This is a genomic window from Arcicella sp. LKC2W (genome assembly GCF_034931005.1).
Classification (GTDB): domain Bacteria; phylum Bacteroidota; class Bacteroidia; order Cytophagales; family Spirosomataceae; genus Arcicella.
On the sequence record NZ_JAYGIN010000001.1, the window covers coordinates 75,890 to 92,377 of the forward strand.

The 16,488-nt window shown below is 34.4% G+C and carries 14 protein-coding genes; 11 read left to right on the forward strand and 3 right to left on the reverse strand.

Going from position 1 to position 16,488, the window contains the following annotated elements; all coding sequences use genetic code 11:
- Nucleotides 1-108: 108 nt before the first annotated feature.
- Nucleotides 109-1,644 (reverse strand): T9SS type A sorting domain-containing protein, encoded by a 1,536-nt coding sequence (locus tag VB796_RS00300; RefSeq protein WP_323344509.1) that lies wholly within the window; start codon nucleotides 1,642-1,644, stop codon nucleotides 109-111.
- A gap of 198 nt (nucleotides 1,645-1,842) precedes the next feature.
- Here VB796_RS00300 and VB796_RS00305 point away from each other — a divergent pair, with 198 nt between their 5' ends.
- The 6 genes from VB796_RS00305 (at nucleotide 1,843) to VB796_RS00330 (ending at nucleotide 10,029) form a co-directional block, all read left to right on the forward strand.
- Nucleotides 1,843-2,286, forward strand: coding sequence for a hypothetical protein (locus tag VB796_RS00305; RefSeq protein WP_323344510.1), 444 nt, complete (start codon nucleotides 1,843-1,845; stop codon nucleotides 2,284-2,286).
- A 68-nt stretch (nucleotides 2,287-2,354) separates the two neighbouring features.
- On the forward strand, nucleotides 2,355-3,923 hold the full coding sequence (locus VB796_RS00310) for an NAD(P)/FAD-dependent oxidoreductase (RefSeq protein ID WP_323344511.1): 1,569 nt from the start codon (nucleotides 2,355-2,357) through the stop codon (nucleotides 3,921-3,923).
- 57 nt (nucleotides 3,924-3,980) lie between these two features.
- Nucleotides 3,981-4,613, forward strand: coding sequence for a CoA pyrophosphatase (locus VB796_RS00315; protein ID WP_323344512.1), 633 nt, complete (start codon nucleotides 3,981-3,983; stop codon nucleotides 4,611-4,613).
- 93 nt (nucleotides 4,614-4,706) lie between these two features.
- Entirely contained in the window at nucleotides 4,707-6,425 is a 1,719-nt protein-coding gene (locus VB796_RS00320; protein ID WP_323344513.1) for a hypothetical protein, read from the forward strand.
- Between the two features lie 171 nt (nucleotides 6,426-6,596).
- Nucleotides 6,597-9,263, forward strand: a complete 2,667-nt coding sequence (locus tag VB796_RS00325) for a DNA gyrase/topoisomerase IV subunit A (protein ID WP_323344514.1) — start codon at nucleotides 6,597-6,599, stop codon at nucleotides 9,261-9,263.
- A 70-nt stretch (nucleotides 9,264-9,333) separates the two neighbouring features.
- Nucleotides 9,334-10,029 (forward strand): SanA/YdcF family protein, encoded by a 696-nt coding sequence (locus VB796_RS00330; RefSeq protein ID WP_323344515.1) that lies wholly within the window; start codon nucleotides 9,334-9,336, stop codon nucleotides 10,027-10,029.
- A gap of 76 nt (nucleotides 10,030-10,105) precedes the next feature.
- Here VB796_RS00330 and VB796_RS00335 read toward each other — a convergent pair whose 3' ends face one another.
- On the reverse strand, nucleotides 10,106-10,876 hold the full coding sequence (locus VB796_RS00335) for an ABC transporter ATP-binding protein (RefSeq protein WP_323344516.1): 771 nt from the start codon (nucleotides 10,874-10,876) through the stop codon (nucleotides 10,106-10,108).
- Nucleotides 10,877-11,102: 226 nt separating this feature from the next.
- On the opposite strand from VB796_RS00335, the gene VB796_RS00340 reads away from it, so the two are divergent.
- The 5 genes from VB796_RS00340 (at nucleotide 11,103) to VB796_RS00355 (ending at nucleotide 15,349) form a co-directional block, all read left to right on the forward strand.
- On the forward strand, nucleotides 11,103-12,587 hold the full coding sequence (locus VB796_RS00340; RefSeq protein ID WP_323344517.1) for a xylulokinase: 1,485 nt from the start codon (nucleotides 11,103-11,105) through the stop codon (nucleotides 12,585-12,587).
- A 161-nt stretch (nucleotides 12,588-12,748) separates the two neighbouring features.
- On the forward strand, nucleotides 12,749-12,859 hold the full coding sequence (locus tag VB796_RS23760) for a T9SS type A sorting domain-containing protein (RefSeq protein ID WP_416233505.1): 111 nt from the start codon (nucleotides 12,749-12,751) through the stop codon (nucleotides 12,857-12,859).
- Between the two features lie 24 nt (nucleotides 12,860-12,883).
- The gene (locus tag VB796_RS00345) at nucleotides 12,884-13,672 is read left to right on the forward strand and encodes an undecaprenyl-diphosphate phosphatase (protein WP_323344518.1); all 789 of its coding nucleotides are present in this window, start codon (nucleotides 12,884-12,886) and stop codon (nucleotides 13,670-13,672) included.
- 3 nt (nucleotides 13,673-13,675) lie between these two features.
- Nucleotides 13,676-14,392: a tRNA pseudouridine(55) synthase TruB gene (gene truB, locus VB796_RS00350; protein ID WP_323344519.1), complete on the forward strand. Its 717-nt coding sequence runs from the start codon at nucleotides 13,676-13,678 to the stop codon at nucleotides 14,390-14,392.
- Nucleotides 14,393-14,422: 30 nt separating this feature from the next.
- Entirely contained in the window at nucleotides 14,423-15,349 is a 927-nt protein-coding gene (locus tag VB796_RS00355; RefSeq protein WP_323344520.1) for a bifunctional riboflavin kinase/FAD synthetase, read from the forward strand.
- Here the strand turns inward: VB796_RS00355 and pheA are convergent, their stop codons facing one another.
- The gene (pheA, locus tag VB796_RS00360) at nucleotides 15,350-16,426 is read right to left on the reverse strand and encodes a prephenate dehydratase (RefSeq protein ID WP_323344521.1); all 1,077 of its coding nucleotides are present in this window, start codon (nucleotides 16,424-16,426) and stop codon (nucleotides 15,350-15,352) included.
- Between the last annotated feature and the right edge of the window lie 62 nt (nucleotides 16,427-16,488).

Genomic DNA, 16,488 nt, shown 5'->3' on the forward strand with positions numbered 1-16,488 from the left:
ACAATCTGTGGGCTAATTTTATTCTGCGACAAATTGTAGATAGTTCCGATTTTAAAATCACTTAAAACCCTTCCCGAAAGTTTCAGAATTTTCGGGAAGGGTTTAGAACTACTCAATAACAATCTTCTTCGTCAGAGTTTTTTCACCCTCCACATACTGCAAAAAATAGCTTCCAGAGGCTAATTTCAAATCAAACGATTGTTTTCTACTATTGCCAGACAAATGTTGATTTAGAACTTCTCTTCCTAAAATATCAACAATTTTAAGATTTCCAGTCAAGAATGTATCCCCAAAATATTCAAAAGTAAATGTTCCTTTTGACGGATTTGGGTACAGTAAATAATTGGTTTGCAAATCGGGCAAAGGGAATTTACACAAAAATGTCTGCTTGCCCTTTAATTGAATTTTTTGCGACCATCCGCCGTAACTCACCAACAGTTCCGTCGTTTCATTATCATTGGCAAATTCATTAATAGCTGCAATCAAAATTTCATTTCCTTTTACCACGCCACGCCAAACGGGGTCACGGTCTTGAAAATGCTGATAAGCTGATTTTGGAATAACTAAGCGATGATTTCCTACGAAAAAATCTTTAAACTGCGAAAGGCGATACAATGAGTTTATGTAAGTTTCGTAAGTAGAATAGTTAAGGGTATCAGGAGTAATGGGGCCTTCCCAGAGCCAAACACCTTTTGCCCCTGAGAAATAGGGAAAAATAGCCTGAGCCTCAATTAAATAATCTTTGATAGCGATGTTATAGCGATAAGTTGAATTTGCCTGACACTTATTATAAGTAAGCCATTGAAAAAGCATAATTTCTTTCTCGCTTCTTGCAGCATTAGCTTCAATCTGGAAAAGCTGATAAGCAATATTGGGATATTCTTTCAATAAACTATATTCGTAACAAAAATATGCTGAAGGTGCTAAAAACGTATTCTGTTGATAAAACTCCCCTCCTACTTTTTTACTGACCGAATCCACCATGTAATAATTCAACACTTTGTCAGAAGTTTGCCATTCCTGCCATGTATAATTCAGCGGAAATTCTGAGTTTTTGACAGGAGCATCAGAATATGAAGCAAAGTTGGTAGCATTTGATATTCCATTGGCTTTCAAATACTTAATAGGTTCTGCATATAATTTAGACAAATCTAATTTGTATCTTTCCGTAAAATCAACATCTGATAATTTACGGTATTGAGCAGGCAAAGTAGTATCTGATTTCAAGAAACGAATGGCAGCATCGGTGGGAATTTCACGCTCAACATCTAACAATAAAATATCTAAATTTGGCATTGCTTGCCCCTGCGTATCATTAAACATTCCTGCCATTGCTCGCATATCAGTATTCCATTTTTCTTGATATTTTGTCAAATCATTTGCCCAAGGACTCTCGATTTCATACCACGGTTGCCCTACTAAACTGGCAACACCGCCCCACAAAATCGCTCTATTCTTTAAGGGTAAATTACCATCATGACGATTAAAATTGGCTAAATGAGTAAAGCCGTGTTTTAAAGGTAATTGCAAAGAATCGCCAAATCTTGGCCCATTATAAACTATCTTGAATGGAAGAGAAAACTCAGGAAATTGTTGCCAATTAACAACACCATTATTCGTGGAACGAGTGTATGAAAAAGACATTTGACAATCAGTTTGTCCCAAAACTTGATTCGTCAGAATAAAAAACAAAAAAATAAAACCCTTTTTTATCACGTTTACTGGATAAATGTCAAACATTCATCAATTAAAATTTTTAAATTTGTATTCATTGTTCATCATACGACAATTTAATTTTAATCGTATAATTTTAATATTTCGAAATTATAACTCCATAACGATATGACACGCATCAAATTATTATTTATTTTAATCTTAAGTCTAAGTATTTTTTCTTGTGCTAAAGACTCAACAACTGACCCAGCAGTTACCAAAACCGATGCCATAAAATCAACCGAATGGATTGTGGATGGTTTCACATTGGCTGACAATACTCCGATAGACCCTGCTTTGTTTGCGGGAGATGCTAAATTTATCAATCAATTGACCTATATTTTTGAAAATACGGGCATTGTTCGTTCTTACGACAAAATTTCTAAACAACCTGCGTCTTATGGCACATGGGGACTTTCTGAAAATGATACCAAATTAGACATCAATATTCAAGGTTTTAAGGGAACATTTGGTGTAATTGAATTATCAAAACAAAAAATGATTTTGAGAAACAATATAAAATACAATAATACAGAAATCCCTGTGAATATGGTTTTCTTACCATTGAAATAGTTTTAGTAACACAGACTTTAAGTCTGTTAATTTAATCTTTGTACAGACTGAAGTCTGTGTTACTCATTATGCACAAACAATTTTCCCTTGTCTTAGAACCTGAAATTGCATTTGACCAAGAAAATTTCAGAACACATCTTCATCAACTTCTTAGCTTACCAGAAAATGCTCCATCATTTATTCGTCCTCTGAAACGTTCAATTGATGCACGTGGAAGGCAAGTAAAAGTAAATGTTTCAGCAGAAGTATTTGTTGATGAAACGCCTACACCTGTCATTGCTTTTCAAAAAAAATATCAAAATGTATCAAACGCTCGACAAGCCATTATTGTCGGAGCAGGCCCAGCAGGATTATTTGCGGCACTTCGTTTAATTGAATTAGGCATAAAACCAATTCTTATTGAACGAGGTAAAGACGTTAGAACAAGAAGACGAGACTTAGCGGCTATCAATAAAGACCATATTGTTAATCCAGAATCCAATTATTGCTTTGGCGAAGGTGGTGCAGGAACTTACTCGGATGGTAAATTATATACGAGAAGTAAAAAACGTGGCGATATTCGTCGTGTTCAAGAAATATTTGTAGCACATGGAGCAACGGAAGAAATTTTAGTGGATGCTCACCCCCATATTGGCACTAATAAATTGCCTCAATTGGTCGCAGAACTACGTGAAAGTATTTTGTCGGCAGGCGGAGAAGTTCATTTCAACACGAAAGTGACTGATTTTATCCTTCAAAATAAAGAAATAAAAGGTGTTATTTTAGAAAATGGTAATGAAATATCAGGCTTAGGAGTTATTTTAGCTACTGGACATTCGGCAAGAGATATTTTTGAATTATGCCAAAAACGTGATGTGTTAATTGAGGCGAAACCTTATGCAATGGGAGTTCGGATTGAACATCAACAAAGTCTGATAGATTCGTTACAGTATCATCGTCCAGAAAGGGGAAAATATTTACCCGCTGCGTCTTATAGTTTGGTGGGGCAAACTTTTTTTAAGGGTATTCAAAGAGGCGTTTTTTCTTTTTGTATGTGTCCAGGAGGATTTATTGTTCCCTCCGCCACAGCTCCAGGAGAATTAGTGGTCAATGGAATGTCTCCTTCTCGTAGAGATTCAAAATTTGCTAATTCGGGCATGGTTGTCGCTATCAATGAGGTGGATTTACAACCTTACAAACAGTTTGGGGCATTAGCAGGTTTACAATTACAAAAAGAATTAGAGCAAAAAGCCTGTCAAATGGCTGGCGGAGGACAAACTGCTCCTGCTCAATTAGTTGACGATTTTATCAAAAATAAAGTTTCGAAAAATTTATTAGATACATCCTATCAACCAGGTTTAATTTCCTCAGATATGAGTGCCGTTTTGCCTGATTTTATCGCAAGACCATTACAAGAAGGATTAAAACAATTTGGGCAAAAAATGAAATATTACGCTTCAAATCAAGCCCAAATTATTGGAATAGAAAGCAGAACTTCTTCACCTGTGAGGATTCCGAGAGATAGAGATAGTTTAGAACATCTTGAAATTAAACGTCTTTTTCCTTGTGGTGAAGGGGCGGGATATGCGGGCGGAATTATGTCAGCAGCAATGGATGGTGAACGTTGTGCCGAAAAATTGGTAGAATATTATTGTTGAGGAATGATTTTTTGAAGGCGATTCTATTCCTAAAGAAAAACTTAACCGTTTGAATATATGAAGCACTTTAACTCTTTTATTGAAAAATTGACCGCCAGACTTCAAGAACCACTACCTGGAAAAGTTGCTCATGAAAAAATGGCATCGGAGTCAAGATTAAAATTGAAAATGCCCTCTCCAAATGAAAGGACACGTGAGAGTGCTGTGCTTATTTTATTCTATCCTTCTGATAATCAAATATTTCTACCCTTAATTCTACGTCCAGAATATGATGGTGTTCACGGCGGACAAATGGCATTTCCAGGAGGAAGAGCCGAAAAAGAAGATGAAAATCTTATCAGAACTGCCATGCGAGAAGCTCAAGAAGAAATTGGAGTAAGGCTAACTGATGTGAAAATATTAGGCGAATTGACAAAATTGTACATTCCTCCTTCTAATTTTTATGTTCAACCAGTCGTTGGCTACCTTACGCATAAACCAGAATTTTATCCAGACCCAAGAGAAGTTGATAAAGTGGTGGAAATTCCTTTAGCTGAAATTACCGACCCCAATATTATAAGTCGTAAAATGCTGAATGTCAGAGGTGTAGAGATATATGCACCCTTTTATAATATTCAAAACCATACGGTATGGGGTGCTACTGCCATGATGATATCCGAACTTTTAACCATCTTAGAAACTTCCAAATAAAATACCGTTAAATAAATTAACCCATTTCTGAATAATCAAATTCTACCTATCTCTTAGTTTTGTATTTGGAAAGTTTCGCTACAAAATTGTATAATGACACACACTAAACTTAATTCATTTCTAAATTCACTTTCTGGCGTAACCATTATTATATTAATTGGGGTATTTTATATCGCTTGTTATCACTTTGCCTATAATTTCTTTTTCGAAGACGATTTTCATCTCCTCAGATACGTTACACTCACCCAAGACAGTTCATTAAGTTTAAGTGAAAAACTTAAAGCACTGTGGAATCTACACAATGAACACCGAATTGTCTTTCCACGACTCATTGTTCTACTTGATTTTTATATTCAAGGACATATCGATTGGAAAGTGTTAAACACCATTGCAGCATTTTATTACTTTGGCATTTTTGTTTTTTTTTATCAGATTATCAAAAAAATAAACTTACCTATTTGGTATGCCCTTCCAATCGCTTTTTTCATATTTCAACCTTCGTCTCAACAAAATTTTTATTGGACAATTTCTATATTACAACAAGTAGGAAATATCTTTTGGTCTATGCTTTTGTTTTATAGTATTGTGTATTTCCCACCCAAATATTTTTGGTTTTCTATTATTATTGCCCTAATACTTACCTTCACACATGGCAATGGTTTATTTGCATTGGGTGTAGTTGGGGTACTATTATTTATCCAAAAGCGACATAAAGAATTATTGGCTTGGTGCATTTTAATATTAGTAATTTCCATCGCCTATTTTTGGGGTTATTACACTGCTCAAAATTCAAATATTATAGGAAGTTTGAGCAACCCTTTACAATTAATTGGCTGTTTTGGTGGTTTTTGGGGCAGTTTCATACGTGAGTTTTTCAAATCAAATTCAGGTATTTACTTCGCAATTTCGATTGGGTTGATAATATTTGGTTCATTATTAATCTTGAATCTTATTTTTCTTTGGAATGTATTTTTCAAGAAAAAAATATTTGACCACTCAACGATAATCTCTAAAGAAAAACTTTTTATTTTAGCCGTATTTGCTTTTTTTGCTATTACATCTGGATTGGTATCATTGAGTCGTTCATGGAGTTCAATAGAGGCAGGATTTCAAAATAGATATTTGCACAATTCTGTGATTACCTTATTGTTATTGTATCTATCGATTTTAGTAATAAAATCAAAAATATTCACCAAATTTATCGGAATCACGTTCTTGGTTTTAGGAGTTTTGTACAGTATTTTCGCTTGGTACACCAAGTTAGAGATACTTTCATATCAAAAGGATACTCAAGAAGCCGACGCCATTAATTACCAAATGAATGGACTTTCGTTGGTAAATGACAAATCTTTTAATGCTAATATTTCAGATATTTTAAAGCAATCATTCAATGATGGAGTAAGCGTTTTTCCTGAAAGTTCATTAACCTCAGCCATTCAAAATCTTGATAAATTAGTGTCAAAAAATGGGATAGCATTACCCATCAAAATTCAAAAAGATTCTTCCTTAACGTTTAGTATTGCGGGGTCAAATTATCGAAGAATTTTTCATCTCCAAAACCTTACACTACCCTTCAACGGTGATGTCTTTGTGATTTTCAAATCTGATAAAAATCTTTTCGTTGGTGCAACAACTCATCTCCGAAACAGTAAAAAAAGCCTACTACTAACAGGGCAATATTTTAATAATGGTTTTTACTCTACAATAATGACAGATGCAATGCCCGCAAATGAATACACAATTGGAATTTTACAAAAAAATAATAATCATTTCATTTACTACCCCACAAAATATAAAATTCTGAATCAGTAACGTTTCGGTTTTTCAACTTTTTTCATTCGTATTTTTTGCGTAAATTAGGGTCTTATTGTGTGTATGAGAAGAATTTATCAATTCTAAGAAACCTTATTAAAGTTTCAATTGTAAATTCTAAAACAAGCAAAGTCAATACGAAACAAACCAAAAGAAGGAATTAAATTGTCGATGGAAAACGAAAACCTGCCTGAAAATTTAGAAGAAAATAATGTCGATTTAACCCCGAAAGACGCTCTGCAAGAACAAGTTGCCGTAGCTGGTCTATATGAAAACTGGTTCTTAGAGTATGCCTCTTATGTAATTCTTGAACGTGCAGTTCCTGCTGTTGAAGATGGATTGAAACCTGTTCAACGTCGTATTCTTCATGCCCTAAAAGAAATGGACGACGGTCGCTTTAATAAGGCTGCTAATGTAATTGGACAAACGATGCAGTATCACCCGCACGGCGATGCTTCGATTAATGATGCAATGGTGAATTTAGGTCAGAAAGATTTAGTTTTTGACTGTCAAGGAAACTGGGGAGACTATCGTACTGGTGACGGTGCAGCCGCAGCTCGTTATATTGAAGTACGTTTATCAAAGTTTGCTTTAGATGTTATTTTTAATCCACAAACTACTGAATGGCAACTTTCGTATGATGGTAGAAAAAAAGAACCTGTTGCTCTTCCTGTCAAATTCCCACTTTTATTGGCTCATGGTGTAGAAGGTATTGCGGTTGGACTATCCACCAAAATTATGCCTCATAACTTCGTAGAACTTATTGAAGCTTCTATTTCTGTATTAAAAAACAAGCCTTTTGAGCTGTATCCAGACTTTTTGACGGGTGGTTCTGTGGACATTTCAAATTATCAAGATGGACACCGTGGCGGAAAAATTAGAGTAAGAGCAAGAATTGAGGAATTTGATAAAAAAACACTTCTTATTAAAGACATTCCTTTCTCAACCACCACTACCAATTTGATTGAATCCATCATTAAAGCCAATGATGCAGGTAAAATCAAAATTAAAAAGGTAATTGACAATACGGCAAAAGACGTTGAGATTCAAGTACAATTGGCGGCTGGCGTTTCTCCAGATGTAACCATTGATGCACTCTATGCCTTCACAGATTGTGAAATTTCTATTTCTCCAAATGCTTGTGTTATTATTGCAGACAGACCACACTTTGTGGGTGTTTCTGAAATTCTAAAAACGTGTACACAACAGACCGTAAGATTATTAGAAAGAGAATTAGAAATACGTCGAGATGAATTGATGGAGAAACTTCTTTTTAGTTCACTTGAAAAAATCTTTATCGAAAATAGAATTTATCGTGAGATTGAAGAATGTGAAACTTTTGAAGATGTAATCGCAACGGTAGATAAGGGTTTAGAACCTTATAAACCACAATTTTATCGTGAAATTGTTGAAGAAGATATTTTAAGATTATTAGAAATAAGAATCAAAAGAATTTCAAAATATGATGCCTTCAAAGCAGATGAACTAATGAAACGTTTGCAGGATGAATTAGCAGAAGTGCTTGACAATCTGGCAAATATCATTCGATATTCAATTGAATATTTCAAAGAAATTTTGAAGAAACACGGAAAAGGTCGTGAACGTAAAACTGAAATTCGTAACTTCAATACTATTTCTGCTGCCGTTGTAGCTGCCAATAATCAAAAATTATACGTTGACCGTGTAGGAGGTTTTATTGGTTATGGTTTGAAAAAAGAAGAATTTGTAATGGATTGCTCTGATATTGACGACATAATTGTATTTCGCCAAGATGGAAAGTGCGTTGTAACTAAGGTTCAAGAAAAAGTTTTTGTCGGAAAAGATATAATTTATGTTTCTGTATTCAAGAAAAATGATGACAGAAAAGTTTATAATTTAGTTTATTTTGACGCAAAATCAGGGGTTTCTTATGTGAAGCGTTTTAAAGTAACCGCAGTAACTCGTGACCGTGAATACGATTTAACAGCAGGAAATCCTAAATCAAAAATATTGTACTTTACCGCTAATGAAAATGGTGAGGCCGAAACCATACAGGTGAACCTAACAGCATCTTGTACTGCCCGTGTTAAGCAATTTGAATATGATTTCAAAACACTTTTGATTAAAGGTCGTGATTCTATGGGGAATGTTTTAACCAAATATCCCGTAAGAAAAATCATTCAAAAATCAGCAGGAGTTTCCACTTTAGGAGGCGTAGATATTTATTATGACGAAAATGTTGGAAGACTGAATCGTGACGAACACGGTAAATATTTAGGCAATTTTGATGCAAAAGATAACATTTTAGTAATTTATAATGACGGTCAGTACGAACTAACCAATTTTGAACTCACCAATCGTTATGAAACAAAAGATGTGATGGTGCTGACAAAATTTATTCCAGATAGTATAATTACAGTAGTGTATTATGATGGAGGCTCTAAATTGTATTATGTAAAACGCTTCAGGATAGAAACCACTACGATTGACAAGAAGTTTTTGTTTATTTCGGATGAAAAAGGCTCAAAGTTGACCTTAGCGTCGGTAGATGTTTACCCACGAATTGAGTTATCTTACAAAAAGGATAATTCTTCGCCAGCAGTGGTGGAAGAAATCAATCTTGATGAATTAACAGACATTAGAGGTTGGAAAGCAATGGGAGCAAAATTGACTACCTTTAAAGTTCAATCAATCAAGCCCTTAGAATCACGTATTGTTGAGGTGGAAGCAATTGAAGTACAAGAAAATACGGAGAATGTTGTTGAAATTGAACTACCTAAAAAGTTGATTGAGCCAGAAGAAATTGAATTTCCTGAATTGACCGACGTAGGAACGGGAGAACAGTTAGGTTTATTTTAGGAGAGTCTTGTTGATATATATGATTTGCTAATTTCTTAAAATTAGCAAATCATATATCAAAATATAATGAATGAAAAACACACTCGAAATATCAATTGAACAGCCTTTGGAATGGATGAGATACCTCAAAAATTCTATAAAAGGTCTAATAGCATTAGGTTTCTTTTTGCTATTGGGAGTTCTGTTGGCAAATATTTGGATTGTACTTTCTACCGAAAAAAACAACTTTTATAATCTACAAAAAATGCCCTCCAATGATGTAGGATTAGTTTTGGGAACAAGTAAAGCTATTATAGGAGGTAAAGAAAATAAGTTTTTTAAATACAGAATGGAAGCCGCCGCTCGGTTATATAAAGAAGGAAAAGTAAAGTTTTTGATATTGAGTGGCAATCATGATTCGGTTTTTTATAATGAACCAAATGATATGAAAAAGGCTTTAATGTCATTGGGTGTACCCGAAAATGTAATGACTTTAGACTTCGCAGGTTTCAGAACTTATGACTCAATCATTCGATGTAAAGAGGTTTTTAATCAGCAAAAGTTTACCATTATTTCACAACCAACTCACAATGCACGTGCCTTATTTCTCGCTCATGAACTTGGCGTTGATGCAGTGGCTTTTGCGGCTCAAGACGTTCCTGCGGGTTATAAAACCTATCTTCGAGAATATTTAGCACGCCCCAAAGCCATTCTTGATGTTTATTTGCTTGACCGTTCTAAATATTCTTCCAAAAAAGGTATTGATGTAAAAGAAGAAAAACGATAATATCGATGTGCATATCTCGCCTTTCGATACTTGGCATAAAAACGCTTTAATTACAAATAAACATCAGAGAACGACATCAAACATCAAAATTCATATTTTTCCCAAAACCTTCCATAAAATCTTTAATTGGCTGAACGGCACTGCTTACAAAATCCTTAATATATTGATTTTCAAATTCTTGCAAGATATTTAAAGGAGTATCAATCATTAAAACTTTCCCTTTCTGCATAATAGCAATCCTGTCCGCAACCAAAAAAGCATCAAGTAAATCGTGGGTTACCAAAATACACGCAATTTCCTCCTGACGAATAATTTCAACAATCTTTGACCGTAAATGGGTACGATTAATAGAATCTAAATTGCTAAAAGGTTCATCCAAAAGTAAAACCAATGGTTCTTCCGCAATGGCTCTTGCAATGGCGGTACGTTGCTTCTCCCCTCCCGACACTTCACGTGGTTTTTTATTTTTTATTTCTGAAATACCACATAAAACCATTAACTCAGTTACTCTTTCACGTCTGTATTGGTGGGTATATTTCGTAAGGGCAAGGTCGATATTTTCATAAATGGTATAATCGGGTTTTAGTCGATAATCTTGCGGTACAAGTTTGATATTTGGTAATTCTTTTATCAAACGATTGAAATAAATATCAATCACCTCATTATCAATGCTTAATACACCATTTTCTGGCATAATATTTCCCGAAATAATATTTAATAAAGTCGTTTTTCCAGAGCCACTTTCTCCTACAATCGCTAAAATTTCACCCGATTTAACTTCCAAAGAAACATCATTTACGGCAAATTTATCTTGATACTTATGAATAATATTTTTTAAATTAAGCATTCTATTTTCTGAATTTTTCCCATATAATTTTCCGATATTCAGAAAATAAAATAATGGCTATTGAATTTCAAAATCACTGATTGATAAATGAATCAATCTTTTTCCTGTTTCATAAATCTCACAAACATACAAATTAATCTATAAAATTAAACATAGAACTGTATAGAACAATTCATCATTTTCTCATACATTTGTGTCATACAAAAACATTCTAAAACGTTATTCAATGCTACTTTTAGGCTTAGACTTAGGCACTTCTTCCATCAAAGCATCCGTAGTTGATGGTTCAACTGGTAAATTAGTTTCTTCAGCACAATATCCCGAAGTTGAAAATACCATTTCATCACCAAAAGAAGGTTGGGCAGAACAAGATCCCGAAATGTGGTGGGATTGCGTTAAAAATGCCATTCAGCGATGTAATGCTACAGGAAAATATAATCCTAAAGACATTAAAGCTATCGGGATTTCGTACCAAATGCACGGATTAGTAATGGTTGATAGAAATTTGAGCGTTTTGCGTCCATCTATTATTTGGTGTGATAGTCGTGCCGTTGAAATTGGAAATAAAGCTTTTCAAGCTATCGGAGCAGAACAATGTTTTTCTCATTTACTGAATTCCCCTGGTAATTTTACGGCTTCAAAATTAGCTTGGGTAAAAGAAAATGAACCCAAAGTTTATGGTTCAGTTTATACAATCATGCTCCCTGGAGATTTCATTTCGATGAAATTGACAGGTGAAATTACGAGTTCAAACTCATCACTGTCAGAAGGTATTTTTTGGGATTTTCAAACAAACGACATTTCTACTGATGTAATGAAACATTATGGTTTTTCTTCCAATATTTTACCCGAAGTTCGTCCTGTATTCTCAAATCACGGAGGATTAAGTAGTTCAATGGCTGATTTATTAGGTTTACAAGCAGAAACGCCAGTAACTTATAAAGCAGGCGACCAACCCAACAACGCTTTGTCTCTCAATGTGTTGGACCCAGGTGAAGTTGCTGCTACGGCAGGAACTTCTGGCGTTATTTATTCAGTTTCGGATAAAGTTAGTTACGACCCAAAATCACGTGTAAATACTTTTGCACACGTAAATCACCAATTAAATAATGAAAATAGATTGGGAACTTTGCTTTGTATTAATGGCACAGGAATCTTGAATCGTTGGGTTCGTGACAATGTTGCAAGCGGTTTGAGTTATCAAGAAATGAACGCTTTAGCCAGCAAAGTAAGCGAAGGTGCAAACGGATTAAGAATTTTACCTTTTGGCAATGGAGCTGAACGTGTTTTAGAAAATAAAACAGTTGGTTCGGTTTTACAAGGCATCAACTTTAACGTTCATACCAATGCACACATTATTCGGGCGGCACAAGAAGGAATTGCCTTTTCATTGAAATATGGCATGGATATTATGGCAGAAAATGGCACAAAACCTTCTGTAATCCGTGCAGGAAAAGCCAATATGTTTTTGAGTGATATTTTCTCACAATCACTCGTAAATGTTACAGGCGTAGGCGTTGAATTGTACGATACCGACGGAGCAAAAGGAGCTGCTTTAGGGGCAGGAATTGGAAATTCTTACTTTACAAATCCAAAAGAAGCTTTCGTGAATATGGAAAAAATCGGAACAGTTGAACCAGAAACATCAAAATCAGACAGTTACAAAGAAATTTATGCCGACTGGAAAGCTATTTTAGAGAAGAGTTTGTAGGAGTTTCGGAAAGAATAAATTTACAATAGCCACCAATTTAACTAATTGGTGGCTATTTTGTGTTTTATGAACAGTGGATTAAATATCGCATTTGTAGAACCCTGAAAAGGAAGATTTTATACATTGAATTTAATTGGAAAAATATTCTTGAGTATCAAATAGTGAAACCCAAAAACCTATTAATTGATGTTTCTTCGTTGAAAAAAGGCATTTATCTTGTTATAATCAGTAGCAATCAAGAACTTTACAGTCAGAAAATTATTATAGAATAATACAAAATCCCTAAATCATATAAAATGTCAATTATACAAGCTATTCTCCTTGCCATTATCGAAGGAATTACTGAATTTCTACCTATTTCGTCAACTGGTCACATGGTTTTGATGAGTTCATTTCTTGGAATTGAAGACGACAAGTTCACTAAACTCTTTGAAGTATGTATTCAATTAGGAGCAATTTTAGCCGTTGTTGCCTTGTATTGGAAAAAGTTTTTCGACTTTTCTAAATGGCAATTTTATGTAAAATTACTTTTTGCAGTTATCCCAGCACTAATTTTCGGAAAACTTTTCGATGATTTAATTGATGAACATTTAGGTAATCCCGCTTTCATCGCAACCGTTTTACTTATCGGGGGGATTATCCTTCTTTTTGTTGATAAATGGTTCAAAAATCCAATCATTCACGAAGAACCAGAAATTAATAATCTAACGGCGATAAAAATCGGTTGTTACCAATGTTTAGCAGTTATGTTTCCAGGTTTAAGTCGTAGTGCAGCAACCATTATCGGCGGAATGCAACAAAGATTATCAAGAAGTTTGGCGGCTGAATTTTCATTTTTTTTAGCAGTACCAACAATGGCAGCAGCAACTGGCTATAAATTACTAAAATTCATTAAAGAAGAAGGTAGTATTTCAGGAGAACAAATCAAACTATTGGGAATTGGAAATGTAGTGGCATTTATCGTTGCCGTTTTAGCCATCAAATTTTTCATCAGTATTTTGAATAAATATGGCTTCAAGTATTTTGGAATTTACCGAATTGTAGTTGGTTTAGGCATTTTGATTTTGTTGGCAATCGGAAAATAAATAATGGAAGATAAAAAAAATATACAACCCGTTCCAGACCCTGGAGAAGTAATTTTGATTGATAAACCACTTACTTGGACTTCTTTTGATGTTACCAAAAAGCTAAAATTTGCGGGTAAATTTAAAAAAATTGGTCACGCAGGTACGCTCGACCCATTAGCAACTGGTTTACTCATTTTATGTACAGGTAAAATGACGAAACAAATTGATAGTTATCAAGCTCAAGAAAAAGAATACTCAGGTGTTTTAGTCTTAGGTAAAACAACGCCATCAGTCGATTTAGAAACAGAATTTGACGCAGAATTTCCCACAGACCATATTAGTGAAGAAATTATGCAAGAAGCAATAAAGACATTGACGGGAAAAATCTTGCAAATTCCACCTATTTACTCAGCCATTCAAGTTAATGGAAAAAGGCTTTACGAATTAGCAAGAAAAGGGAAAACTGATGCTGACGTTGAAATAAAATCACGTGAAGTTGAAGTAAAAAAATTTGAGATTCATACCAGTAATTTTCCAGAAATCAGTTTTTTAATTGTCTGTTCAAAAGGTACTTACGTAAGAAGTTTGGTGAGAGATTTTGGAACTGCTTGTCAGTCGGGAGCATATTTAAAAGTGCTTAGACGTGAGAGAATTGGAGACTATCATGTGAAAGATGCTCTAACCATTGAACAATTTATTGAAAAGAAAAATAGCTCATTGGCTGAATTACAAAGTTAATTTGTGATTCCCCAAAGCTCCACTCACAATATGAACGTATATTACGGATTAGAAGAATTTAAAAAATTAGACAATGCGGTTGTAACCAGTGGCACATTTGATGGAGTTCATTTAGGTCATCGTAAGATTTTAAACCGTCTGATTGAAGTTGCTCAGCAAACCAATGGAGAAAGTGTTGTTATCACTTTTTACCCTCATCCAAGAACCGTAATTTCGCCAGATAACAAAGTTGTTAATCTACTTTCTACACTCGATGAAAAAATTGAGTTGTTAGAAAAAAGTGGTATTCAACACTTGGTAATTATTCCATTTACCAGAGAGTTTTCCGAATTAAGTTCCGAAGAATTTATCCAAAAAATATTAATTCAAACCATTGGCACCAAAACACTTGTCATTGGCTTTGACCATCGTTTTGGTAAAAATAGAGAAGGAAGTTTTGAATACTTAAAAGCACATAAAGCAAATTATGGCTTTGAAATTGAGGAAATTTCTCGTCAAGACATTGAAAATATTGGAGTGAGTTCTTCCAAAATCAGAAAAGCTTTACAAGATGGTGATATTCAATTGGCTGACCATTTTTTGGGTAGAAATTATTCTTTGTCAGGCGTTATTGTCAAAGGAAAACAATTAGGAAGAACCATTGGCTTTCCAACTGCCAATATTCAAGTGCGTGAAATAGCAAAACTAATTCCAACAACTGGCGTTTATGCCGTTAAAGTTGGTTATAAGGAAAATCAATTAAAGGGAATGCTAAATATTGGAAATAGACCCACGGTTGATGGAACGTTTCAAACTATTGAAGTAAATATATTTGAATTCGACCGTGAAATTTATGGAGAAAATCTCACAGTCGAATTTATTCAGAAGATTCGTAACGAACAGAAATTCAATGGATTAGACGAATTAAAAGCACAAATTGCGAAAGATAAAATCACTTGTACTGAAATTCTCAAATAACTAAATTGTTTTAACGTAACTACCTAACCATTTGATTTCAGATGCGTGTTTTGCCATAATTTCTTGGACGCTTGCATCTAAAAAATAGCCATCAAATTCCATTAAAAACCAAAAATTAAACTGGTCGCCTTCTTTCACGGGGCGACTTTCTATTTTTAATAAGTTGATACCTCTACTCTCAAACTCCTGCAAGAACTTCATCAGTGTTCCAGGTTTCCCATCTTCAGGCAAACGAGCAATAATAGTCGTTTTATCATTATCACTTTTTTGATTGATAAAATCTTTTCCGATGATAAAAAAGCGGGTACGATTTTGAGCTGAATCTTGGATATTATCAAACAAAATAGGCACGTCAAATAACTTAGCAGCAATGTGGGAACAAATTGCTGCTGAATGAGGGTCTTGGGCAGCTAATCTCGCTGCCTTTGAAGTTGAGTCAACTTCAATAAAAAAGTCCTCTTCTTTACCTCCAAAATAGTCATTCAAGAATTTTTCACACTGCCCAAAAGCAATATCTTTAGAATAAATTTTCTTGATGTCAGAAAGTTTCTCAGCTTTAGTTGCAAATGTAAAATGAACAGAAATCGCAACCTCCGCCACAATTTTCAAGTCCGTTTCATTGAGTAAATCTATTGTTTCTTTGACAATTCCTTCCAAATTATTCTCAATTGGCACTACCCCAAACCTTGCACGCCCTGTATCAATGCTCTCAAACACTGAACGAATATTCGGTAAAGCCAAATAATCACTCATTGCACCAAATCTACTTTCGGCTGCTTGATGTGTAAAACTGCCCTCAGGCCCTAAATAAGCAATTCTTTCTGGTAATTCAAGATTTCTTGAAACCGCAAAAATCTCCAAATAAATAGCTTCAATTGCTGCCCGATTTAGAAGTCCATTGTTCATAGAATCTAATCTATCAACAATCTGTTTTTCTCTTTCTGGGCGATAAATAACGGTTTGCGTACTCTTTTTTAATTCACCAACGTGTTTTACGACTTCCATACGCTTATTCAAAATTTCAAGCATTTGGTTGTCAAGTGAATCAATCTGATTTCTTAATTCTTCGAGGGACATGATTTTCAGTAAACAGCTATCAGTTAACAGTTAACAGTAATCAGTAAATAGTTGTCAGTAAA

Bases quoted from the DNA above. Each gene is read 5' to 3' on its own strand.
- VB796_RS00315 (WP_323344512.1), top strand. From the start codon at position 3,981: ATGAAGCACTTTAACTCTTTTATTGAAAAATTGACCGCCAGACTTCAA.
- VB796_RS00325 (WP_323344514.1), top strand. From the start codon at position 6,597: ATGGAAAACGAAAACCTGCCTGAAAATTTAGAAGAAAATAATGTCGAT.
- truB (WP_323344519.1), top strand. From the start codon at position 13,676: ATGGAAGATAAAAAAAATATACAACCCGTTCCAGACCCTGGAGAAGTA.
- VB796_RS00345 (WP_323344518.1), top strand. From the start codon at position 12,884: ATGTCAATTATACAAGCTATTCTCCTTGCCATTATCGAAGGAATTACT.
- VB796_RS00355 (WP_323344520.1), top strand. From the start codon at position 14,423: ATGAACGTATATTACGGATTAGAAGAATTTAAAAAATTAGACAATGCG.
- pheA (WP_323344521.1), bottom strand. From the start codon at position 16,426: ATGTCCCTCGAAGAATTAAGAAATCAGATTGATTCACTTGACAACCAA.
- VB796_RS00340 (WP_323344517.1), top strand. From the start codon at position 11,103: ATGCTACTTTTAGGCTTAGACTTAGGCACTTCTTCCATCAAAGCATCC.
- VB796_RS00305 (WP_323344510.1), top strand. From the start codon at position 1,843: ATGACACGCATCAAATTATTATTTATTTTAATCTTAAGTCTAAGTATT.
- VB796_RS00300 (WP_323344509.1), bottom strand. From the start codon at position 1,644: ATGTCTTTTTCATACACTCGTTCCACGAATAATGGTGTTGTTAATTGG.
- VB796_RS00335 (WP_323344516.1), bottom strand. From the start codon at position 10,876: ATGCTTAATTTAAAAAATATTATTCATAAGTATCAAGATAAATTTGCC.
- VB796_RS00320 (WP_323344513.1), top strand. From the start codon at position 4,707: ATGACACACACTAAACTTAATTCATTTCTAAATTCACTTTCTGGCGTA.
- VB796_RS00310 (WP_323344511.1), top strand. From the start codon at position 2,355: ATGCACAAACAATTTTCCCTTGTCTTAGAACCTGAAATTGCATTTGAC.
- VB796_RS00330 (WP_323344515.1), top strand. From the start codon at position 9,334: ATGAAAAACACACTCGAAATATCAATTGAACAGCCTTTGGAATGGATG.